This is a genomic window from Streptomyces sp. NPDC091377 (assembly GCF_044757045.1).
Classification (GTDB): Bacteria; Actinomycetota; Actinomycetes; order Streptomycetales; family Streptomycetaceae; genus Streptomyces.
This window is the reverse complement of sequence record NZ_JBIVUE010000001.1, coordinates 140,431-162,022: the sequence shown is the minus strand read 5'-3', so window position 1 is coordinate 162,022 and position 21,592 is coordinate 140,431. Positions and strand designations below refer to the sequence as shown.

23 protein-coding genes are annotated in these 21,592 nt (G+C 73.0%); 7 read left to right on the top strand and 16 right to left on the bottom strand.

Annotated elements, in window-relative coordinates; all coding sequences use genetic code 11:
- Positions 1-40: 40 nt before the first annotated feature.
- Positions 41-1,042, top strand: coding sequence for a chitinase (locus tag ACIQNG_RS00790; protein ID WP_401482014.1), 1,002 nt, complete (start codon positions 41-43; stop codon positions 1,040-1,042).
- Between the two features lie 96 nt (positions 1,043-1,138).
- On the opposite strand, the gene ACIQNG_RS00785 is transcribed toward ACIQNG_RS00790, so the two are convergent.
- From ACIQNG_RS00785 to ACIQNG_RS00765, 5 genes are all read right to left on the bottom strand, one after another.
- Positions 1,139-1,741, bottom strand: a complete 603-nt coding sequence (locus ACIQNG_RS00785; protein ID WP_401482012.1) for a hypothetical protein — start codon at positions 1,739-1,741, stop codon at positions 1,139-1,141.
- Positions 1,742-1,755: 14 nt separating this feature from the next.
- Entirely contained in the window at positions 1,756-2,970 is a 1,215-nt protein-coding gene (mqnC, locus tag ACIQNG_RS00780; RefSeq protein WP_401438369.1) for a cyclic dehypoxanthinyl futalosine synthase, read from the bottom strand.
- Between the two features lie 157 nt (positions 2,971-3,127).
- Positions 3,128-3,871 (bottom strand): prepilin peptidase, encoded by a 744-nt coding sequence (locus ACIQNG_RS00775; RefSeq protein WP_401482010.1) that lies wholly within the window; start codon positions 3,869-3,871, stop codon positions 3,128-3,130.
- 2 nt (positions 3,872-3,873) lie between these two features.
- Entirely contained in the window at positions 3,874-5,733 is a 1,860-nt protein-coding gene (locus ACIQNG_RS00770; protein WP_401482008.1) for a serine/threonine-protein kinase, read from the bottom strand.
- Between the two features lie 163 nt (positions 5,734-5,896).
- On the bottom strand, positions 5,897-6,745 hold the full coding sequence (locus ACIQNG_RS00765) for a menaquinone biosynthetic enzyme MqnA/MqnD family protein (RefSeq protein ID WP_401438378.1): 849 nt from the start codon (positions 6,743-6,745) through the stop codon (positions 5,897-5,899).
- 316 nt (positions 6,746-7,061) lie between these two features.
- Between ACIQNG_RS00765 and ACIQNG_RS00760 the strand changes: the two genes are divergently transcribed.
- Entirely contained in the window at positions 7,062-7,265 is a 204-nt protein-coding gene (locus tag ACIQNG_RS00760; RefSeq protein WP_003992177.1) for a cold-shock protein, read from the top strand.
- Between the two features lie 188 nt (positions 7,266-7,453).
- On the opposite strand, the gene ACIQNG_RS00755 is transcribed toward ACIQNG_RS00760, so the two are convergent.
- Positions 7,454-8,152, bottom strand: coding sequence for a helix-turn-helix domain-containing protein (locus ACIQNG_RS00755; RefSeq protein WP_401482006.1), 699 nt, complete (start codon positions 8,150-8,152; stop codon positions 7,454-7,456).
- 74 nt (positions 8,153-8,226) lie between these two features.
- Between ACIQNG_RS00755 and ACIQNG_RS00750 the strand changes: the two genes are divergently transcribed.
- The 3 genes from ACIQNG_RS00750 to ACIQNG_RS00740 are packed head-to-tail and all read left to right on the top strand — an operon-like array spanning position 8,227 to position 10,145.
- The gene (locus ACIQNG_RS00750) at positions 8,227-8,961 is read left to right on the top strand and encodes an AzlC family ABC transporter permease (RefSeq protein ID WP_401482004.1); all 735 of its coding nucleotides are present in this window, start codon (positions 8,227-8,229) and stop codon (positions 8,959-8,961) included.
- Positions 8,958-9,272, top strand: a complete 315-nt coding sequence (locus ACIQNG_RS00745; protein WP_401438387.1) for an AzlD domain-containing protein — start codon at positions 8,958-8,960, stop codon at positions 9,270-9,272. The genes ACIQNG_RS00750 and ACIQNG_RS00745 overlap by 4 nt, the downstream gene beginning before the upstream one ends.
- A 60-nt stretch (positions 9,273-9,332) precedes the next feature.
- A complete protein-coding gene (locus ACIQNG_RS00740; RefSeq protein ID WP_401482002.1) occupies positions 9,333-10,145 on the top strand; it encodes a class I SAM-dependent methyltransferase in 813 nt (270 codons plus the stop codon).
- A gap of 9 nt (positions 10,146-10,154) precedes the next feature.
- Here ACIQNG_RS00740 and ACIQNG_RS00735 read toward each other — a convergent pair whose 3' ends face one another.
- A complete protein-coding gene (locus ACIQNG_RS00735) occupies positions 10,155-10,697 on the bottom strand; it encodes a DUF6817 domain-containing protein (RefSeq protein ID WP_401438393.1) in 543 nt (180 codons plus the stop codon).
- Positions 10,698-10,889: 192 nt separating this feature from the next.
- On the opposite strand from ACIQNG_RS00735, the gene ACIQNG_RS00730 reads away from it, so the two are divergent.
- Complete coding sequence (locus ACIQNG_RS00730) at positions 10,890-11,876, top strand: LysR family transcriptional regulator (RefSeq protein WP_401482000.1); 987 nt, start codon at positions 10,890-10,892, stop codon at positions 11,874-11,876.
- Positions 11,877-12,060: 184 nt separating this feature from the next.
- Here ACIQNG_RS00730 and ACIQNG_RS00725 read toward each other — a convergent pair whose 3' ends face one another.
- From ACIQNG_RS00725 to ACIQNG_RS00685, 9 genes are all read right to left on the bottom strand, one after another.
- Entirely contained in the window at positions 12,061-14,025 is a 1,965-nt protein-coding gene (locus ACIQNG_RS00725; RefSeq protein WP_401481998.1) for an AMP-dependent synthetase/ligase, read from the bottom strand.
- A gap of 480 nt (positions 14,026-14,505) precedes the next feature.
- Positions 14,506-15,261: a TetR/AcrR family transcriptional regulator gene (locus tag ACIQNG_RS00720; RefSeq protein WP_401481996.1), complete on the bottom strand. Its 756-nt coding sequence runs from the start codon at positions 15,259-15,261 to the stop codon at positions 14,506-14,508.
- A 160-nt stretch (positions 15,262-15,421) separates the two neighbouring features.
- The gene (locus tag ACIQNG_RS00715; protein WP_401438404.1) at positions 15,422-16,777 is read right to left on the bottom strand and encodes a dicarboxylate/amino acid:cation symporter; all 1,356 of its coding nucleotides are present in this window, start codon (positions 16,775-16,777) and stop codon (positions 15,422-15,424) included.
- 84 nt (positions 16,778-16,861) lie between these two features.
- Positions 16,862-16,939: a putative leader peptide gene (locus ACIQNG_RS00710; RefSeq protein ID WP_401482497.1), complete on the bottom strand. Its 78-nt coding sequence runs from the start codon at positions 16,937-16,939 to the stop codon at positions 16,862-16,864.
- A gap of 287 nt (positions 16,940-17,226) precedes the next feature.
- Positions 17,227-17,565, bottom strand: a complete 339-nt coding sequence (locus ACIQNG_RS00705) for a DUF4229 domain-containing protein (protein WP_401481994.1) — start codon at positions 17,563-17,565, stop codon at positions 17,227-17,229.
- 138 nt (positions 17,566-17,703) lie between these two features.
- Positions 17,704-18,228 (bottom strand): GNAT family N-acetyltransferase, encoded by a 525-nt coding sequence (locus ACIQNG_RS00700; protein ID WP_401438413.1) that lies wholly within the window; start codon positions 18,226-18,228, stop codon positions 17,704-17,706.
- Between the two features lie 8 nt (positions 18,229-18,236).
- Positions 18,237-19,355 (bottom strand): radical SAM protein, encoded by a 1,119-nt coding sequence (locus tag ACIQNG_RS00695; protein ID WP_401481992.1) that lies wholly within the window; start codon positions 19,353-19,355, stop codon positions 18,237-18,239.
- A gap of 84 nt (positions 19,356-19,439) precedes the next feature.
- Positions 19,440-19,898 carry an Lrp/AsnC family transcriptional regulator gene (locus ACIQNG_RS00690; RefSeq protein WP_401438416.1) on the bottom strand — a complete coding sequence of 153 codons (459 nt, stop codon included), beginning with the start codon at positions 19,896-19,898 and terminating at the stop codon, positions 19,440-19,442.
- A 160-nt stretch (positions 19,899-20,058) separates the two neighbouring features.
- The gene (locus ACIQNG_RS00685; RefSeq protein WP_401481990.1) at positions 20,059-20,838 is read right to left on the bottom strand and encodes a UbiX family flavin prenyltransferase; all 780 of its coding nucleotides are present in this window, start codon (positions 20,836-20,838) and stop codon (positions 20,059-20,061) included.
- Between the two features lie 92 nt (positions 20,839-20,930).
- Here ACIQNG_RS00685 and ACIQNG_RS00680 point away from each other — a divergent pair, with 92 nt between their 5' ends.
- Positions 20,931-21,548 (top strand): rhomboid family intramembrane serine protease, encoded by a 618-nt coding sequence (locus ACIQNG_RS00680; RefSeq protein ID WP_401481988.1) that lies wholly within the window; start codon positions 20,931-20,933, stop codon positions 21,546-21,548.
- The last annotated feature ends 44 nt before the right edge of the window (positions 21,549-21,592 follow it).

Genomic DNA, 21,592 nt, shown 5'->3' with positions numbered 1-21,592 from the left:
TGCAGTCGGCACAACTGTCGGGAAAGCGGGTGCGTGTGCGATGAGGGGTCTGCTGAGGCCGACGGCCGGGCTGGGCTTCCTGCTGGCTCTGACGGGCTGTTCCGGCGGCGACGGGGACAGTTCCTCCGACCCCGCGCCCGCCAGGAAGCCGTCCCCCGCCGCCGCGCCCGCCGACACCGGCTACGCGCCCTACGTCAGCGCCACCACCCCGGCCCTGACCGACACGGCCGGCGCCCCGGACACGTACAACCTCGCCTTCGTCCTCTCCGACGGCGAGGGGTGTACGCCGATGTGGGACGGCGCGGTCGCCGTGGACGACGCGGCGATCCCCACCCGGCTGGCCCTGCTCACCGGCTCCGGCGCCGACCTGCGGGTCTCCTTCGGCGGCGCGGACGGCGCGGAACTGGCCACCGTGTGCGACAGCGCCGAGGAACTGGCCCGCGCCTACGGGGCCGCGCTGGACGCCGCCGACGCGAAGAAGGCCGACTTCGACATCGAGGGCGGGGCGCTCGGCGACGCCGGCTCGGTCGACCTGCGCAACGAGGCGATCGCCCTGCTCCAGAAGGAGCGCGGCGACCTGGAGGTGTCGTACACCCTGCCCGTGATGCCGGCCGGGCTGGACGAGGAGAGCCTCGATCTGCTGGCCTCCGCCGAGGAGCGCGGTGTGGAGGTGGCCACCGTCAATCTGATGACCATGAACTACGGCGAGGAGTTCGACGGCGACATGGGCGCCTACGCCGTCACCGCCGCCGGGGCCGCGCACGGACAGCTCATGGAGGTCTTCGGGCGCACCGAGGTCCAGGCGTGGGAAGGGCTGGCGCTGACCGCGATGATCGGCGTGAACGACGTGCAGGGGGAGACCTTCACTCCGCAGGACGCCGCACAGGTGCGGGAGTTCGCCGAGAGCAAGGGCGTCGGGTGGGTCTCGATGTGGGCGACCCACCGGGACCGGGCCTGCCAGGAGGGGCAGAGCGAGGAGTGCAGCGGGGTCGACCAGGAGGACGGGGCGTTCGGGGAGGCCCTCGGGGGCAGTCCGCGCTAGGGTCTGTCGTCCGGATCATCCCGGCGTCGCGGGGTCAGGCACGGGTCGGCCGAGCAGCACCGTTTCTCACAGCCAGGCTGATCCGAACGACAGGCCCTAGCGGCGCCGGTGGACCAGGCGGCCCGCCACCACCGTCGCCACACACGTCCCCGCGCCCCGCTCCGCCAGTTCCGACTCGTCCCGTACGTCGAAGACGGCGAAGCGGGCCGCCGAGCCCGGCTCCCGGTCCGGGGCGAACTCGGCCGGGAACGGGCCCGCGAAGGGATCCAGCGACGGGACTCCCCCGGGCTCGCCCAGCCGCCCCACGACGCCCAGTCCCGAGCGCAGTACGGCGGTGATCACCGCAGGGCGGACCGGGGCGCCGGCCACCGCCACCGTGCCGTGGGCCAGCAGGCGCTGGATGCCCCGGCGGGCGCTGGCGCCCCAGCGGGCGTCGTCCATGGGGAGCGCGGCGAGGGCGTCGCCGGTGACCGGCGCGGTGCCCAGGGCGTCGGCCTCGCGCGGGTCGGGGTGGTAGGTCCCGTCGAGCAGTTCGGGGCCGTACAGATTCAGCAGGCCCGGAGTGAGGATGCCGGGCCACTCGCGGACCCGGGCGCGCGGCTCCCCGGCCGTCAGCTCGGCGAGGGAGCCCACGGCCGTGATCCACTCCCCCCGCACCGTGAGGGCACGACCCCGGGAGTCGGCGTGGATCGTCAGCACGGTGGCGGCCGGGGTCAGTTGGAGGCGAGGAGCTTCAGCTCGGGGTGGGCCGTGCCCCCCTCGATCGCCGTGGACGAGATGTGGGACATCACCCGCGCGTCCACCGGGTCGTTCGCCGGGTCGTCGTGCACGACGAGGTGCTGGTACGTCGTGGAGCGCTGGGCCGGGACCCGGTCGGCGCCCCGGATCATCTCGATCATCTCCAGCAGGTTGGAGCGGTGCTTGGCACCGGCCGCCGAGACGACGTTCTCCTCCAGCATGATCGAGCCCAGGTCGTCGGCGCCGTAGTGCAGGGTGAGCTGGCCCGCGTCCTTGCCGGTGGTCAGCCAGGAGCCCTGGATGTGGGCGATGTTGTCGAAGAAGAGCCGGGCGACGGCGATCATCCGCAGGTACTCGAAGATGGTGGCCTGTGTGCGGCCCTTCAGATGGTTGTTCTGCGGCTGGTACAGGTACGGGATGAAGGCCCGGAAGCCGCCCGTGCGGTCCTGTACGTCACGGATCATCCGCAGATGCTCGATCCGCTCGGCGTTGGTCTCGCCGGTGCCCATCAGCATCGTGGAGGTGGACTCCACGCCCAGTCCGTGGGCGGTCTCCATGATCTCCAGCCAGCGCTCGCCGCTCTCCTTGAGCGGGGCGATGGCCTTGCGGGGCCGCTCCGGCAGCAGTTCGGCGCCCGCGCCCGCGAAGGAGTCGAGCCCGGCGGCGTGGATGCGCTGGACGGCTTCCTCCACCGACACCTTGCTGATCCGGGCCATGTGCTCGACCTCGCTCGCCCCCAGGCTGTGGATGACGAGCTGCGGGTAGTCCTTCTTGATCGCCGCGAAGTGCTCCTCGTAGTACTCCACGCCGTAGTCCGGGTGGTGGCCGCCCTGGAACATGATCTGCGTGCCGCCCAGCTCGACGGTCTCCGCGCAGCGGCGCAGGATGTCGTCCAGATCGCGGGTCCAGCCCTTGTCCTTCGCCTTCGGCGGGGCGTAGAAGGCGCAGAACTTGCAGGCCGTGACGCAGACGTTGGTGTAGTTGATGTTCCGCTCGATGATGTACGTCGCGATGTGCTCGACCCCGGCGTACCGGCGGCGGCGTACGGCGTCGGCGGCGGCGCCCAGCGCGTGCAGCGGGGCGTCCCGGTAGAGGTGGAGCGCCTCCTCGGGCGTGATCCGTCCACCTTCGGCGGCACGGTCGAGAACGGCTGTGACATCAAACGACGTGAGGTCGGCCTGCTCGGTCACCGAAGCGTCCCTTTCGTCAAGGGTGGGGACTTTGTCCCGGGGCTGGACGGACTGAACCAGCCTACGTCAGCCGTTTTCGCGTCTCGGCCCGCCTCGGCCCAGCCCCGCGCACCCGCCGTCCAGCCCCGCGCACCCCGTCCCGTGCGGGACTCTCGCCTCAGCCGGCCGCCCCCGCCAGTACCCCCGCGTACGCCCCCGCGAGCAGGAACGGGCCGAAGGGGATCGCCGTCCCGCGGCCCGCCCGGCGGACGGCGACGAGGACACCGCCGTAGAGCGCGCCGGAGGCGAAGGCGGCGAAGGTGCCGAGAAGCAGCGCCTGCCAGCCGTACCAGCCGAGGGCCGCGCCCGCGCCGAGCGCCAGTTTCACATCGCCGAAGCCCAGTCCTGACGGATTGATCAGATGCAGGACCAGATAGCCGGCGCCCAGCACCAGGGCGCCCAGCAGGGCGGTCGGCCAGTGGCCCGCGTGGGCCGGGAGCAGCGCGGCGAGGCCCAGCAGCGCCGGGACGGCCGCCGCGAGGGGCAGGGTGAGGACGTCCGGCAGCCTGCGCACCCGGAGGTCGACCACGGCGAGCAGCACCCCGACCGGTACGGCGGCCAGCCAGACGGCCAGTTCGGGGCGCGGCCCGGTCACCGCGCCCGCGCCCGCGCACAGCAGCGCGGTGACGGCGGCGAGGACGAGGGGGGTGCCGCGGGGGCCGTAGGACTGGGCGCAGGGGCCGCAGGCCGGGCGTCCGGGCCGGATCCGCAGCGGGTGGCCCCGGGGGCAGCCCGCGCGCCGGGGTTCGTCCGGGGGGACGGCGAGGCGGTGGGCGGCACCGGGCAGGAGCAGTCCGGTGAGCGCGCCCCAGAGCGCCGCCGCGGCCGTCGTCACCAGGGTTGCCGTGGCGGCCGGCTCCATGGTCAGTCGACCTTCGACAGCCGGGCGTTCGGCTTTCCGGAGCCCACGCTGTCGGACTGGTAGTCGAGGTCGTCGCCGACCGGGGTGAGCCGGACGGTGTGCGGTGTCCGGACGCAGTTGCCGGGGTTGTCCCCGGCGCCCTCGGCCCGGGTGACGAGCAGGCTGTCCGTGGCCTGCTCCAGGGTGAGTTCGTCCACGCAGACCAGGCTGCCGAGGATGTCGGTGTGCCGGACCTCGCCGAGCGTCCCCCCGGTCGCGGTCTGCCGCACGGTGACCCGGAAGGTGCCCATGGGCAGCGGGCCCGCCGATCCCTGCCCCTCCCAGGTGCCGAGGAACCGCTCGGGCACCGCGGCCCGGCTTTCGCCGTCGCCCGCCGACGGGGACCGTCCGGACTCCGGGCGGCCGGAGGCCGACGACCCGTCCCGCGGCAGCAGGTCGAGGACGAACACCGACCCGACCGTCACCGCCGCCAGCGCCCCGGCCACCGCGAGGGCGACGGTGCAGCTCAGCCGACGCCCGCGCCCGCCCTCCCCGGCGGTCGAACCGGCGGCCACGGAGACGCTGAGACGGCCGGGGGGCCGCGGGTGCGAGGTGGCGGTGGTCAGGCGGTGGGGGTCGTCGTGCGGGGTGGCGGTGGGCAGGCGGTGGGGGTCGTCGTGCGGGGTGGCGGTGGGCAGCCGGTGGGGGTCGTCGTGCGGGGTGGCGGTGGGCAGCCGGTGGGGGTCGTCGTGCGGGGTGGGGAGTGGGGTGGGGTGTGGGGGGTCGTGCGGGGTGGCCTGTCCTGCCGGGGCCGTGCCCGCTTTGCCTGCCGTACCCGCCACGCCCGCCACGCCCGCCGTACCCCCCGTGCCCGCCGCCTGTGTCGGCAGGGGCGCCGCCGGGGGCATCACCGGGGCCGGTCCGAAGCCCTCGCCCGGGACCGCCGGGCTGCTGAACCCCACCGGCCCGGACGGCAGCGCGTCCTGCGTGGTCTCCAGGTTCAGCAGCGCCACGGCGCTGCGGCTGACCCGTTCCACCAGCGGCCCCGGCAGCCAGCCGCCCGCGACGAGGCGGGCCGCGCCGTCGGGGGCCAGCCGGGCGGCGACGGCGGCCGGGGTGGGCCGCGCGGAGGGTTCCTTGGCCAGGCAGTCGGCGACCAGCTCGCGCAGCTCACCGTCGAGGCCGGTCAGCCGCGGCTCCTCGTGCACGACCTTGTAGAGCAGCGCGGCCGAGGAGTCCCCCGGGAACGGCGGCTCGCCGGTCGCCGCGTACGCCAGCACCGCGCCCAGCGAGAAGACGTCGGCGGCGCCGGTGACGCCCCGGCCGAGGATCTGCTCGGGGGCCATGTAGCCGGGCGAGCCGACGGAGACCCCGGTGGAGGTGAGGGACGCGGTGCCGTCGGTGGCGCGGGCGATGCCGAAGTCGATGAGGAGCGGGCCGTCGAGAGTCAGCAGGACGTTGGAGGGTTTGACGTCCCGGTGGACGAGGCCCAGTTCGTGGACGGCGGTCAGCGCCTCGGCGAGTCCGGCGCCGAGGGCGCGGACGGAGTGCGCGGGCAGCGGGCCGCCGTCGGCGACCGCGGCGGTGAGCGAGGGGCCGGCCGCGTACGCCGTGGCCACCCAGGGCACCGGCGCCTCGGGGTCGGCGTCCAGGACGGGCGCGGTCCAGGCGGCGCCGACCCGCCGGGCGGCCTCCACCTCCCGGCGGAAGCGGGCGCGGAACTCCTCGTCCAGCGCGAAGTGCGGGTGGACGATCTTCACGGCGACGGTACGGCCGCCCGTGCTGCGGCCGAGATAGACCCGGCCCATCCCCCCGGCCCCCAGCCGGCCGAGCAGCCGGTAGGGCCCGAGGGTGGTCGGTTCGTCGGCTCCGAGCGGCTGCATGGCGGCCTCTTCCCCCTGTCTGGCCCGTGTCCTGCCTCGTACGCCTGTGTTCGGCAGCGTATAAGGCGTACCCGTGGCACGGCCGCGGCGACCGCCCGGCAGCCGCCCGGCCAGGGGGACTCCCCGGCCAGGGGGAGTCGGGGGCACGCGGAGCCGGGGCCCGTCAGGGGCGGAGGAGTTCCACCTTCACGTCCGCCGGGAAGCCGGTGGTGGGGCCGACGCGGCGGGCGAACTCGGTGACGGCCTCCAGCTGGGGGGCGCCGAAGTGGTAGTCGAGGGTGGTGAAGTAGCGCTCCAGGAGCTGCTCGTCGAACGACTCCCAGCGGGCGGCCTGTTCGGCGACCTTGCCTACCTCCTCGCGGGAGAGGCTGAGGGAGCTGAGGAACGCGTCGTGGACCTTGCGGGTGATGACCGGCTCGCGCTCCAGGTAGTCGCGGCGGGCGGCCCAGACCGCGAAGACGAACGGCAGCCCGGTCCACTCCTTCCACAGGGTGCCCAGGTCGTGCACGGCGAGTCCGTAGCGCGGGCCGTCGTGGAGGTTGGCGCGCAGGGCGGTGTCACCGATGAGGACGGCGGCGTCCGCCTCCTGCATCATCAGGCTGAGGTCGGGCGGGCAGGTGTAGTAGTCCGGCTGGACGCCGAACCGTTCCGCCAGCAGGAGCTGGGCCAGCCGGACCGAGGTGCGGGAGGTGGAGCCGAGGGCGACCCGGGCGCCGTCGAGCCGGTCCAGCGGGACCTGCGAGACGATCACGCAGGACATCACCGGGCCGTCGCAGCCGACCGCGATGTCGGGGAAGGCGACGAGGTCGTCGGCGTTCTTGAGGAACTCGACGAGGGTGATGGGGCCGATGTCGAGGTCTCCGCGGACCAGTTGCTCGCTGAGCTTCTCCGGCGAGTCCTTGGTCAGCTCCAGGTCGAGGAGGGTGCCGGTTCTCGCGAGCCCCCAGTACAGGGGCAGGCAGTTCAGGAACTGGATGTGACCGACGCGGGGCCGGGTGCGAGAATTGTCCACATCGCGAGACTAGACCCTGTGAGGGACGGTACGGGGCCCGCCCCCGCCCGCTCGCTGCCGAACGGCCGCCGGTGTCACCCTTCCCGACCCCGCCCGTTCAAACACCCGGGTGACGTGATCTTGACCTCTATTGCATTCCCCTGCGTGCGTGCTAGGCTCGCCGCAAGTTGCAGTTTGGTTTCCCTTGCAGTACAGAGCCTGCGGAGCATGTGACCGCGGGCTCTCGTCGTTCTTGGACATTGGCAGTTGTGCAGAAACACATCTTCACACTTGCTGGTTCTGGAGCAGGGCAACCCTTTGGGCCCAAGGAGGGCTTATGGCTACCGGAACCGTGAAGTGGTTCAACGCCGAAAAGGGCTTTGGTTTCATCGCCCAGGAGGGCGGCGGCCCCGACGTCTTCGTCCACTACTCCGCGATCAACGCGAGCGGTTTCCGCTCCCTTGAGGAGAACCAGCAGGTGTCCTTCGACGTCACCCAGGGTCCGAAGGGCCCGCAGGCGGAGAACGTCACCCCTGTCTGATCTGCTCGGATCCAGGATCTAGCGCAACACCCAAGGAGCCCCACGCCGTAAGGCGACGGGGCTCCTGCCCTTTTCGCCCCAAGGGCCGGACATCGGTCGAACACGGGTCCCGTACGGGCCGGGCCGGTCGAGCGCCGGGCGGGGATGAATTCTCCGCGAATTCCGTCCGCCGCCGCCCCGAACCCCTCTCAAACGTGCTGCATGATCAGCACATACTTCGTGCCCGGCACCAGCGCCCGGTACGAATGGGCGACATCGCCGCGATACGTCATGTAGTCCCCCGCGCCGAGTTCTTCCTCCGCGCCGCGCGGTCCGGCTTTCACCCGTCCGGCCGCCACGACGAGATGTTCCACCGTTCCCGGAATATGCGGTTCCGATTCATGGGCGGCCCCGGGCTCCAGCCCGACGTCATAGAGGTCGCGCCGCACCCCGGGCGGGCTCGCCGAGAGCAGCGCGGCCGTGTAGCCGGCCTGATCGGAACGGGCCGCGGGGCCCTGCCCGGCGCGGATCACCCGGACCATCGGGGCGGGCGGCTCCACCAGCGCGCTGAAGGGGACGCCGAGCGCCACCGCCAGGGCCCAGATCGTCTCCATGCTCGGATTGCCGCTCGCCGCCTCCAGTTGGGACAGCGTGGACTTGGCGATGCCGGCCCGTTTGGCCAGCTCCGAGAGGGACAGTCCGACGCGGACGCGCTCACGGCGGAGCGCGGCGGCGATCCAGTCCAGGGGGAGGCGGGGCGGGGGTGCGCTGTCCTGGGGCGTGCCGTCCTGGGGTGTGCTGTCCGGGGGCGTGCCGTCCTGGGGTGTGCTGTCCGGGGGCGCGCCTGGGGGCGTGCTTTCCGGGGGCGTGCCGTCCGGGGGCGTGCCGTCCGGGGGCGTGCCGTCCATCGGGGACTCCGTTCGCTGGGGCGGTCCGATCGTTCGCCTTGACGAACGCGGGTCTTCTGTTCATTGTAGAGAACATGCGTTCGCCGTTCCGAACACCACCGTGGAAGTCCCCGGGGTCCCGCTGGGACACCCGGCTCGTCCGTGACGCCTCCCTGGTCTGGCTGGCGAGCGGGGTCGTCGGGGTGTCCTTCGGGGCGATCTCCGTGGCGGGCGGGCTGCCGGTGTGGGTGCCGGTGGTGATGTCGCTGGTGGTGTACGCGGGCTCGGCCCAGTTCAGCGCCGTCGGGGTGCTGCTGGCGGGCGGCGGTCCGGTGGCCGCCGCCGCGACCGGGCTGCTGCTCAACGCCCGCACCGTCGCCTACGGCCTCGCCGTCGCCGATGTCCTCGGGCGCGGCCGGGTGGCCCGGCTGCTCGGCGCGCATCTGGTGACCGACGAGACGGTGGCCTTCGCCCTCGCCCAGGAGGACCCCGGGCGCCGCCGGGCCGCGTTCTGGATCTCGGGCCTCGGGCTGTTCGCCGTATGGAACATCGGGGTGCTGGCCGGGGCGCTGGCGGGCGGCGCGCTCGGCGACACCGCCCGCTACGGCCTGGACGCCGCCTTCCCCGCCGTCCTCGTCGCCCTCGTCCTGCCGACCCTGCGCAAGGACCCGGCCGTACGGCGTTCCGCGCTGCTCGGCGCCGGGCTCGCGCTGGCGGTGACGCCGCTGGTCCCGGCCGGGCTGCCGGTGCTGCTGGCCCTGGCGGGGCTGGTGCTGTACGGGCGCGGGCGGCGGGCGGAGCCGGCCCGGAAGGACGAGGTGACGGCATGAGTGCGACGGTCGCGATGATGCTCGCGCTGGCGGTGGGCACGTACGCCTTCCGGCTGGTCGGTCCGGTGCTGCACGGCCGGGTCGAGCTGCCGGGGCGGCTACGGGAGTTGCTGGCCGCCGGTGCGGTGGTGCTGCTGGCCGCCCTGCTGGCCACGGGCGCCCTGACCGAGGGCGGCGGCTTCGCGGGCTGGGCCCGCCCGCTCGGCGTCCTGACCGGCGCGGTCCTCGCCTGGCGCGGGGCGCCGTTCGTGGTGGTGGTGCTGGGCGCGGCGGGCGCGACGGCGGTGCTGCGGATGGCCGGCCTGGCCTGAGCGGGCCCCCTGCCCGCGCACGGCCCCGGCTGTCAGTGGCTGCCGTTAGGGTCCGGGCCCATGACGGACACCGAGACCACGACCGGCAACCGGAGCGGGAACGAGGACGGGAACGAGAACGGGAACGAGAACGGGAACGGGAACGGGGACACAGGCGGGAACGGGGACACGGGCAGGGAAGAGGGCGGGGGCAGGGAAGACGGCGGGGCCGGAGGCGAGGGCGGGAAGCGGGCTGCTGAGGCCGAGGCGCGGACCAGGGTCTTCTACGACGCCATCGCCGAGGAGTACGCGCAGATGGCGTGCAACTGGCTGGAGGACAGGCCGCTGGAGCGGGCGCTGCTCGATCTGTACGCCGAACTCGTGGGCCCGGAGGGCGAGGTCGCGGACCTGGGGTGCGGGCCCGGGCGGGTGACCGGGTATCTGGCCGCGCGGGGACTGTCCGCCCACGGCCTGGATCTGTCGGAGTCCATGCTGACGGTGGCCCGGCGGGAGAACCCGGGGCTGCGCTTCGAGCGGGGCTCGATGCTGGAGACGGGGGCGGCGGACGGGTCGCTGGCCGGGGTGGTCTCGATGTACTCGTCCATCCACACCCCGGTGGAGCTGCTCCCGGCGCTGTTCGCCGAGTTCCACCGCGTTCTGCGCCCCGGGGGCCAGTTGCTGCTCGCCTTCCAGGTCGGCGACGCCCCTCGCACCCTGACCGAGCCCTTCGGGCACCCCGTCACCCTGGACTTCCTGCGGCGCCGGCCCGAGCGGATGGCCGCGCTGCTGGAGGAGGCCGGCTTCGCGATGTTCTCGCGCACGGTCAGGGAGACGGACGAGGCGTCCGGTGAACTGACCCCGCACGCGTTCCTGTTCGCCCGCAAGCCGCAGTAGGCGTGGTGCCTAAGGGAGCCGATTCCCGAGGACCGCCCGGCAGTCCGCCCAGGCCGCCTCGCCGAGGAGGGGGCGGAAGCGGGTGAACAGGGTGAGGAGTTCGGGGCCGTACCGGGCGCGGAAGTCGGGGTCGTGGGCGGCCAGGTCGAGTTCGTTGGCGGCGGTCAGCTCGGCGAAGTCCCGCAGCCGGGCCCGGGACGGGGTGCGGGTGGCCCCGGTGAACCGGTCGTGGAAGGGGCCGTCGGGCAGCGCCGGATACGTGGCCCGGCGGTCGCAGCTCGCGTAGAGGTAGACCAGCGCCTCGGGCTCGGAGCCGATGGCGGCGGCGACGGCCGTACGCCGGTCGAGCGGGATCAGGGTCTTCGGGAAACCGTCGGTGCCGTAGAGCGCGTGGCAGAACCCGGCGACCTGGAGGGCGGGGCGGACCTGCCAGCTGATCAGCCGTAGGTGGACGCGGTCGAGATGGGTGAGCAGGGTGCCGCCCGGGTGCGGCAGCGACTCCGCGCCGAGATGGCGCAGCAGCGTGGTGGCGCGGGAGAGGGCGGACGGCACGGGCGTCCCCTTTCACGGCTGAGATCGCGCCCGGTGGGGTCGGCACCCGCTCCGGCGTGTCCCCCTGGATCCGGATCCGGTGGGAGCGGGGAGCGGGTTGCCGCCCTGGGCCCTGGAAGAGATCGTCGTACGCCTGTTCCGCTTAGTCAATCCTAAGGATTCCTCGCAACACCCCAGTGTTAGCTTGGGGTTGTGACGCTTGAGGATCTGCGGGTGTTCGTGGCCGTGTGCCGGGCCGGGAGTCTGAGCGCGGTGGCGCGGGAACTGGGGTGCACCCAGTCCGCGGTGAGCCAGCATGTGAAGCGGCTGGAGCGGGAGACCGGGGTGAGTCTGCTGGAGCGGCAGCCGCGCGGGGTGGCGCCGACCCGGGCCGGTCAACTGCTGGAGGCGGCGGCGGCCGAGGGGCTCGCCGGGCTGGATCTGGCGGTGCGGCGGCTACGGGAACTGGCCGACGGGGAGAGCGGTTCGGTACGGGTGGCGACCGGGGCGACGACCGTACGGCACTTCATGGCGGACGCGGTGGTGGCGTTCCGGCGGCGCTATCCCGAGGTGAGTCTGGAGTTCCGTACGGAGAGTTCGAGCCGGGCCTGCTTCGACGCGCTGGCGGGCAGCGAGCTGGATCTGGCGTGGGTGACGCTGGGGCCGCCGGTGCGGGGCATCGAGCAGCGGGCGGTGGTGGATCTGCCGTGGGTGCTCGCGGTGCGGGCCGGCGATCCGCTGGCCGCGCGGCCGTACGCGGAGATCCGTGAGCTGACCGACCTGCGGCTGATCCGGCTGCCGCCCAACTCCACGTCGGCGGCGCAGTTGGACGCGGCGTGCGTGGAGGCCGGGGTGCGGTTGGTGTTCGACACCAGCGTGGCCGACTGGGACACGGCGCTGCTCCTGGCCGAGCTGGGGCTGGGCCGGGCGGTGGTGCCCGCGCTGCCGGGGCTGCGGGTGAACGGGCGGCGCGGGGTTCCGGTCACGGGTGACCTGCGGCTGGTGCCGCTGCCCGAGCTGCGCCCGCTGACCGTGGGGTGGGCGGTGCGGCGCTGGTCGGCCCTGTCGCCGCTGGCCCGGGCGTTCGCGGAGACGGTGGCCCTGCCGGGCGGGGGGACGGGCCGGACCGCTGCCCCCGGGCCGCCAGGCCGCCAGACCCAGGCCCAGGGCCAGGGCCAGGGCCAGGGCCAGGGCCAGTGAGGCGACCGCCGGGGCCATGTGGAGCAGGGGGAAGGGGACATGGGCGTAGACGCGGGCCCGGACGACGGTGACGACCGCGCCGGTGTCGGTGTCACCGGTGTCGTGCGTCGATGTCACTGACGTCGGTGTCACCGGTGTCGGTGTCACTGGTCTGACACGCCCCGCCGGAGAGGTGTGACCGGGGTCAGTGGTCGTACATCGCCTCCACCTCCGCCGAGAAGTCGCGCAGGATCTGTTCCCTGCGGGGCTTCATCGTCGGGGTGAGGTGGCCGCGTTCCTCGGTGAAGCCGACGGGCAGGACGGTGAAGCGGCGGATCGACTCGGGGCGGGAGACCTGCCGGTTGGCCTCGTCCACGGCGCGTTGCAGGATCGCCGCCAGTTCCGGGTCCTCGGCGAGGAGTTCCGGCGGTACCGGGTGCTTGCCGGTCATCTGGCGCCAGTGGGTGATGCCCTCGGGGTCGAGGGTGAGCAGCGCGGTGATGTAGGGGCGGCGGTCGCCCAGGACGAGGGCCTGGGAGATCAGCGGGTGGGTACGCAGGAAGTGTTCCAGCGGGGCCGGGGCCATGTTCTTGCCGCCCGCGGTGATCAGGATCTCCTTCTTGCGGCCGGTGATGGTCAGATAGCCCTCGTCGTCCAGGCGGCCCAGGTCGCCGGTGGGGAACCAGCCGTCCGGCGACGCCGGGACCACCCCACCCGCGGCCGGGTCCCAGTAGCCCCGGAAGACCGGGCCGCCGGCGAGCAGGATCTCGCCGTCCGCGGCGATCCGTACCCGGGTGCCGGGCAGCGGCCAGCCGACGGTGCCGAGACGGGGCTTGAGCGGTGGGGTGACGGTGGCCGCGCCGGTGGACTCGGTCAGTCCGTAGCCCTCGTAGATCTCCATGCCGGCGCCCGCGTAGAACGCGGCGATGTCCCGGCTCAGCGGGGAGCCGCCGCAGATCAGCTGGCGGACCCGGCCGCCGAGGGCGTTGCGGATCTTGCGGTAGACCAGCGGGTCGTACAGCGCGCGGGCGGTCCGCAGTCCGCGTCCCGGACCGTTCCCGGTGCCGCCGCGGCCCGCCTCCACGGCTTCGCCGTAGCGCCGGGCGACCCGGGCCGCGCGGTCGAAGGTACCGCTCTTCCCGCCGCGTTCGGCGCGAGCGCGGGCGCTGTTGTAGACCTTCTCCACCATGTACGGGATGGCGAGCAGGAAGGTCGGCCGGAAGGCGGCCAGGTCGGCGAGGAGGTCCTCGGCCTTGAGGCTGGGCGCGTGCCCGAGCCGCACCCGGGCCCGGACGCACGCGATCGCCACCATCCGTCCGAAGACATGGGACAGCGGCAGGAAGAGCAGTGTGGAGGGCTCTTCGTCGGTCCGCGCCTTGAAGACCGGGTAGAGCAGCTCGATCGCGTTGTCCACCTCGGCGAGGAAGTTGCCGTGGGTGAGCACGCAGCCCTTGGGGCGGCCGGTGGTGCCCGAGGTGTAGACGATGGTGGCGAGGGTGTCGGGGCCGAGCACCCCGCGCCGCACGCCCACCTCGGAGTCCGGCAGCGCGCGGCCCAGTTCGGCCAGCAGGTCCACATGGCCCTTGTCGATGGTCCACAAGTGCCGCAGTTCCGGGAGATGTCCCAGCTCCGGGCCCATCGCGGCGGCCTGGCCCGGTGTCTCGGTCAGCATCGCCACCGCGCCCGAGTCCTGGAGGATCCAGCGGACCTGGTAGACGGAGGAGGTCGGATAGACCGGCACGGTCACCAGACCGGCGGCCCAGGCCGCGAAGTCCAGCAGGGTCCATTCGTACGACGTCCGCGCCATGAACGCGATCCGGTCGCCCGGCATCAGTCCCTCGGAGATCAGCCCCTTCGCCACGTCCCGCACCTGCGTGGCGAACTCGGCCGCCGTCACGTCCGCCCAGGTCCCGTCCGCCGCGCGCCGGCTGAGCACCGGGTGGGCGGGCGCCGTGGCCGCGTTGTCGAACGGCAGATCGGCCAGCGAGCCGTAGGACACCGGTGCCACGAGCGGCGGTACGGCCGCCTCCCGCACCTCCCCGTCCAGCCGCCGCACCTCGGGCACCACCAGCACGGGGCCGCCGTCGGGGTCGTAGTCGGGGCCGTAGTCCAGGGCGGGGTCGGGATCGGGGGGCGGGGTGGCGGCGGACGACGAGTACGAGGTGGTCATGGCAGCTCCTGGGGCCCGCAGCGACCGAACGCCACCGTGCGCGCGGCTCTGCTGCATGAGGTACGCGCGACGCGTACGGAGACGTTCACGGGCGGGACCTTGGTGCGACGGGGGGACGGTCCGGAGGCGGGGCTGTGTGATCGTGGTACCGGGCGAACGGCGTTACCTGCGGTAATGTTACTCAGGAGTCAGTATCCGGTAACGCGCGGGGAGTTGTCGATGGCACTGCACTCGGTCCTGCGATCCCCTTCAGACGGCCGCGCCCCGACGCCGACTTCCCCCGCGCTCCGCTCCGGTGGGCGGCCGGTGCGGGGAACGGTCACGGACGACGGGTCCCCGCTCCCCGTGCGGGCCGTCCGTCTGCGGCTCGACGGCGGCCTCGGGCGGCGGTACGGCCGGGTCTCCGGCGACCGCAACTCGCTCCTGCGGGGTACCGCAGACCGGTGTTCCCGCCGGGGACGGTGGGGGACGCCCGACGCGTCACCCGGCGGCCGGGGGTGACCAGCGCTGTCCGGCCAGCAGGGCGCCCAGCCCGGTCCAGGCGAAGTTCATGAGGGTGGCCGCGGCCTGCCGGGCGGTGACGCCCGGGGTGGCGTTGGCCCAGGCGGCGAGGGACTCGGCGGCCCCGACGAGCGCCTCCGCGAGCCCGGCGAGATCCGTGCCGGGGGCAGGGCGTGCACCAGGGATACCAGGGTCACCAGGGATACCAGGGTCACCAGAGGCACCAGAGGCACCACGAAGGCTCGCATCGTCCGCAGCCTCCGCACCACCCCGCCCGTCCGGATCTCCGGAGCCCTCCTCCGCCACGACCGCTATCAACTGCGTCACCAGCGCCACGATCCCCGCCCGCATGGCGTTGACCTCGGCCGCGAACCGGTCGCCGTGCGTCCGTGCCCTGAGGTGCAGCACCGCCCAGCCGTCGGGGTGCCCGGCGGTGTGGGTGAAGAACGCCAGCAGCCCCTCCCACAGTTGCCGGTCGGCGGGCAGATCGGCCCGTGCCCCGGCCCGTACGGCCTCCGCCAGCGCGTGCGCCTCGCGGCGGATGCAGGCCGTGAAAAGGTCGTCCTTGGAGTTGAGGTACAGATACACCAACGGCTTGGACACGCCCGCCAGTTCCGCGATGTCGTCCATCGAGGCCGCCGCGTAACCGCGTTGCCCGAAGATCCGCACCGCGGCGTCCAGCATCTGCTGCTCCCGCACGGCCCGCGGCATCCGTTTGGCCTTCACAGCACCCATGCGCCTCAGCGTACGTTCGCCCGGAGGTCGCGGGCGCCCACGGGGCCCGCATACGCCGAGGGGCCGCTCGCGGTCGGCGGGCGGCCCCTCGGCGTGGGGAGAGGCCCGCTCCGGCTTCCCGCGGGGAGGCGGTGGAGACCGGAGAGGGCGGCAGGGAGGGTCAGGCGGTGGCCGGCACCGGACGCTTGTCGGTGACCTCGTGCTTCGGCTCGTCCACCGGGGAACCGCCCGCGCTGTCGAAGGCGTCACGGTCGAGGATGCCCTCACGGGCCGAGACGAGGACCGGGACCAGGGCCTGGCCCGCGACGTTGGTGGCGGTGCGCATCATGTCCAGGATCGGGTCGATGGCCAGCAGCAGACCGACGCCCTCCATGGGCAGACCGAGCGTGGACAGGGTGAGCGTCAGCATCACCGTGGCACCGGTGAGTCCGGCGGTGGCGGCGGAACCGACGACCGAGACGAACGCGATCAGCAGATAGTCACCGACACCGAGCTGGATGTCGAAGATCTGCGCCACGAAGATCGCGGCGATGGCCGGGTAGATCGCGGCGCAGCCGTCCATCTTGGTGGTGGCGCCGAACGGCACCGCGAAGGACGCGTACTCCTTCGGCACCCCGAGCCGCTCGGTGACCTTCTGGGTCAGCGGCATGGTGCCGACCGAGGAGCGGGAGACGAAGGCGAGCTGGATCGCCGGCCAGGCACCCTTGAAGAACTGGATCGGGTTGACCTTGGCGACGGTGGCGAGCAGCGCCGGGTACACGATGAACAGGACGATCGCGCAGCCGACGTAGATGTCGGCGGTGAAGGTGGCGTACTTGCTGATCAGGTCCCAGCCGTAGGTGGCGATCGCGTTGCCGATGAGGCCGACCGTGCCGAGCGGGGCGAGCCGGATGATCCACCACAGGGCCTTCTGGAGCAGTTCGAGGACCGACTCGCTGAAGCTGAGGATCGGCTGGGCCTTGTCGCCGAGCTGGAGGGCGGCGATACCGGCGACGGCGGCCATGAAGACGATCTGAAGGACGTTCAGCTCGGTGAACGGGGTGATGACGTCCGGCGGGATGATCCCGGTGAGGAAGTCGATCCAGGAGCCCTGGTACTCCGGCTTGCCGCCGTCGGCCGGGGTGAGGCCGGTGCCCGCGCCGGGGTTGGTGACCAGCCCGATGACGATGCCGATGGCCACCGCGATCAGCGAGGTGATCATGAACCAGAGCAGGGTGCGGGAGGCCAGCCGGGCGGCGTTGTTGACCTTCCGCAGATTGGTGATCGAGACCAGGATCGCGAAGAAGACGAGCGGGGCGACGGCCAGCTTCAGCAGGCCGATGAAGGTGTCGCCAATCTTCTCCAGCGTGGTGACCAGCCAGGAGACGTCGTACGTCCTGGCGATCCAGCCGAGCAGGACGCCGAGCAGGAGACCGATGATGATCTGGGCCCAGAAGGGCACCTTGAAGGGCAGCTTCGGGGAACGTATGGACGGCTTGGGGGACTGCGGGGACTGCGTGTTCGCGGACACGGACATGCTCCGATGGGGGATGCGCACGGGGACGGGAAGGCTGGCGGCTGACGTACGGCCGACGTGAAGTGACGGGCGTGGGGTGAGATGTCAGGGACGACAGCTTGCGGACGCGCACCGGCAGAGGTCCACATGCAGGCGCTCGACGAGCGGGACGCTCGGAGGCATGGCGGACTCGGCTGCGGACTTCATGGCAAGACCGTAACACCGTTGCTTTGAGTTGCTCAAAGCCTTTCTTTGAGAGGTATGCCACCCAGGTCACACATGGAAAACAAAGCGCCCCGGCCGGTGACCGGGGCGCTGCCGTACGGAAGGAGCGGGAGGGACGCGAGGGACCGAGGGGAGCTACGGGGTCCGGCCCTGCCGGGGAGGAAGGGGACCTAGGGGCCTAGGAGATCTGGCCCTGCGGGGAGGAGGGGAGCTACGAGGTCTGGCCCTGCGGGGGGGAAGGGGGCCTAGGAGGTCTGGCCCTGCGGGGAGGACGGGCGCGGCTGGGCGGCCTTCGCCGCACGCGCGCGGGCGGCGTCGTCGGCCGCGTCCTCCTGGGTGCGGTCGGCCTCCAGGTCGGCCTTCATCCGGTCCACCCGGTTGACGATGCCGACGGAGGCTCGGTCGCGCTCCTTGCGCAGCACGACGAAGCTGATCGGCGCCGAGATCACCAGCGCGAGCAGGACGACCCACATGCCGTTGGAGTCACCGAGGCCGCGCGGGGCGAGGCCGCTGTAGACGAGGCCCCAGACGACCACGAGGCAGGCCACGAAGATTCCGAGGCGCATCAGCGTGTAGCGGAGCATCTCAACCCACTCTTCCGTTTCCTGGCGGTCCCCGCTCCGGGGGAGGTACGAACGTCCCCAAAGGGACGGGGTCCAGTCAAGCACGCCGCGCGCCCGGCCCCGGAGGGGGGTGCCGGGTCGACGGTCGGACCAGCGGGATCAGACCAGCGGCAGCAGCATGATCACGTCGTCGCGGTCGTCGCCGGGGGCGACCCGGATGGCGGCGGGGACCCGGCCGACCTCCTTGTAGCCGCCGCGGGCGTAGAACCGTTCCAGGCCGAGGCCGGACCGGCAGGTGAGCCGGACCGCCTCGACGCCCGGGAAGCCCCGGGCCGCGCTCTCGGCCTCGGCCAGCAGGTCCTGGCCGTAACCCCGGCCCTGGTGGCGGGGGTGGACCATCACCGTGTAGAGCCACACCCAGTGGGTCATGAGCCGGTGGCTGTTGAAGGTGAGGAAGGCGGTGGCGGCGACCCGTCCTTCCGGGTCGTGGCCGACGAGCAGCCGGGTGCGGCCCTCGGCCATCGCCGCGAAGTGCTTGACCAGTTCGGGCCGGATCGCCTCGCGGTCGACGGGCGGTACGAAGCCCACCGCGCCGCCCGCGTGGGAGACGTCCGCCCACAGGTCGAGGATCCCGTCGCGCAGGGCGGTGTCGACGGCGGGGTCCAGGGTGAAGGTCAGGGTCATGGTGGCGCTCAGAGCCGCATCGGCTGCGGGGACTCCCGGCGGGCCGGGTCGGGGCCGTCGTACGCGCGGACGGTCCCGTAGCGGCCGTCGTGCTCCGCCGGGCGGAAACCGGCGTCGCGGATCAGGTCGATCAGGTCCTCGCGGGGCAGCGGGTCCCCGGGGGTCGTCCGGTCCTTCGGGGCGGTGCCGCGACCGCCGGCCTGCCCGGCCTCTCCGGCCCCTCCAGCCCCTCCAGCCCCTCCAGCCCCTCCGACCTCGCCGGTGGGCCGGTGCTCGGCGACCGGGCCGTCCAGGTCGTCCGCGCCGTACTGGAGGGCGAGCTGGGCGGTCTGCACGCCGTGCGTCGCCCAGAAGACCCTCACATGCGGGACGTTGTCGAGCAGCAGCCGGGAGACGGCGACGGTCTTGAGTGCCTCCAGCGGGGTGACGGCCGCACCGGTCCGCTCCTGGGGGCTCAACGGCACGAAGACCTGGAAACCGCCGGTCCCGTCCTGGAGTTCCCGCAGCCGCAGCACCTGGTCCACGCACCCGTGGGGCTCCTCGGCCGGGCCGTACGGCAGGGCGCACGGGGTCTTCAGCCCCTTCTCGTGCGCCAGCCGGTGGATCCGCGCCCAGTCCTCCCACCGCGTGCGAGGGCCTACGGCGTCCTGCCCGGCCGCCGTGTCGAGGCTCTCGGCGCCGTCGGTGAGGGACTCCAGACCGGCGTCGATCAGCTCGTCCAGGAGTGCGGAGGCGGACCGTCCGGAGACCGTCTCCACCTGGTGGAGCCCGGTGGCGGTGAACGCCTTGAGGGCCACGCCGGGCAGCGCGGCCTTCAGTTCGCGCAGGGCGCGCGGGTGGGAGTCCCAGGGCAGATCGGGGTGCGGGGCACCGGCGAGGTGCAGTTCGGTGAGGTTCTCCTCCGCGAGGTCCCCGGCGAACTTCACCGCCTCCTCGGCGGTCAGGTCCAGGCGCCGGTTGACGTCGAAGTGCACGACGTCACCGTTCTCGCGGGTGCGCGCCTCGTGGGCGAGGCCGCCGAGCCAGGCCAGATCGTCCGACCCGTACAGCGCGATGCCGTCCTCCCGGGTCAGCCGCTCACCGGAACGGACCTTCTCCTCCAGCTCACGCTTGAGCCCGGCGTCCATGCGTATGCCCTTTCCACGACAACTCGACCAACCGTACTCCGGCGCCCGCCGGGAGCCGTGAGGTGCCTGGTGACCCGAGTCGGGTCACTGGACCTCTTCGGGAAGCTCGCCCACGCGGTTCTCCCACTTGGTGGAGAGGACGATGGTGGTACGGGTGCGGGAGACGCCCTTGGTGCCGCTCAGCCGGCGGATGATCCGCTCCAGGCCGTCCACGTCGGTGGCCCGCACCTTGAGCATGAACGAGTCGTCCCCGGCGATGAACCAGCAGTCCTCGATCTCCTGGAGGTCCTTCAGCCTGCGGGCCACGTCCTCATGGTCGGCGGCGTCGGAGAGCGAGATCCCGATGAGGGCGATGACGCCGAGCCCGAGCGAGGCGGCGTCCACGGTGGCCCGGTAGCCGGTGATCACCCCGGCCGCCTCCAGCCGGTTGATCCGGTCGGTGACGCTGGGGCCCGACAGTCCGACGAGACGGCCCAGCTCGGCGTACGAGGCCCGGCCGTTCTCCCGCAGGGCCTGGATGAGCTGCCTGTCGACGGCGTCCATGCGATCGAAGCCTTCCGATGAAGAGGTCTGAGGGGTACGAGGGGGGAGGGAGAGGAGTGGGGAGAGGGGCGAGGGAGGAGGGAGAGGGGCGAGGGGGGAGGGAGGGGGGCGAGGGGGGAGGGAGCCTGGAGGGGACGGCCGCCGGGCTCAGGCGTCGGGCTCAGCCACCCGGCTCAGCAGACGGCCGCTCAGCCGTCGGCCGCTCGACCGTCGGCCGCTCGACCGCCGGGCGCTCAGCCAGTGGCCGCTCGGCCGCCGCCTCACCCGTCGCTCCCCCGCCGATCTCCCCGGTCCAGCGGCGGTAGAGCGTGTGGGGGACTCCGGCCGCGTCCAGGATCCGGCCGGCGACGAAGTCCACCAGGTCCTGGATATGGGTGGCACCCGCGTAGAAGGCGGGCGAGGTGGGGACGACGACGGCGCCGGCGTCGTCCAGGGTGACCAGGTGCCGCAGGATCTGCCCGCCGAGCGGGGTCTCGCGGACGGCGACGACCAGCGGGCGGCCCTCCTTCAGGGTGACGCTCGCGGTGCGTTGCAGCAGATCCTTGGAGAGCCCGAGGGCGACACCGGCGACGCAGGCGGTCGACGCGGGCACGATGAGCATCCCCCGGGTGGGGTACGACCCCGAGGACGGCCCCGCGGCGAGGTCCCCGGCGTTCCAGTACCGGACGCCGGAGAGGTCGACGCCGTAGGTGTCGGGCTTGCCGTCGGCGCCGCGGGACAGCCATTCGCGCAGGTCGTCGCGCCAGTGGGCGTCCCGGAAGGAGATACCGGTCTCGTCCAGCAGGGTCAGTCGGGAGGCCCGGGAGACCACCAGGTCGACGCTCTCCCCCGCGTCAAGGAGCGCACGGAGCACTGCGGCGGCGTATGGGGTGCCGGAGGCCCCGGACACCCCCACGATCCAAGGCGCGCGGGGCGTCTCTCCTGGCTTGGTTCGGTTCACGGGACCGAGCCTATCCGGCTCGGCCGGGTGGGAACCGGTCAAGGGGTGCCGGGCGTTCCATGGAGGGACGGATCAGCCGCAAGGGGGGTGTCATGGCGGGCTTCGGAACGGGTGTGCCGGGCGGCGGTGTGCGGACGGGTCGGGCGCGCGGGGCGCGGGTATGGACGGCGGCCCGGCTGATGCTGGGCTGGGTGGCGCTGCTGTGGCTGCTGGAAGTGGTCGATGTGATCACAGGCCATGAGCTGGACGCCTTCGGGGTGTCGCCCCGTGAGCCGTCCGAGCTGGTGGACGTGGTCCCGGCGGCCTTCGTGCACTTCGGCTTCGGTCACCTCGCGGCCAACACGGTGCCGCTGCTGGTGCTGGGCTTCCTCGCGGCGCTGGGCAGCGGGATACACCGCTTCCTGGCCCTGTGCGCTTTGATCGTCGTGGCCGACGGGGTGGGCGTCTGGCTGGTCGCCCCCGACGGCACCAACACGGCCGGCGCGTCCGGCCTGGTCTTCGGCCTCTTCGGCTACCTCGTCGTCACGGGTTTCGTGGAGCGCCGCCCCCTGGGCATCCTGGCCGGTGTCCTCGTCGCCGCGATCTGGGGCACCAGCTTCCTGGCGGGCCTGGCCCCCCAGGAGGGCATCAGCTGGCAGGGCCACCTGATAGGGCTGATAGCGGGGGTGGTCGGAGCGTTTCTGCTCCGACGCCGCCCCGCTCAAGAGTGAGGCGGAGCCCTTCCGCCACACAGTTCACAGGACTGAACGGCCAG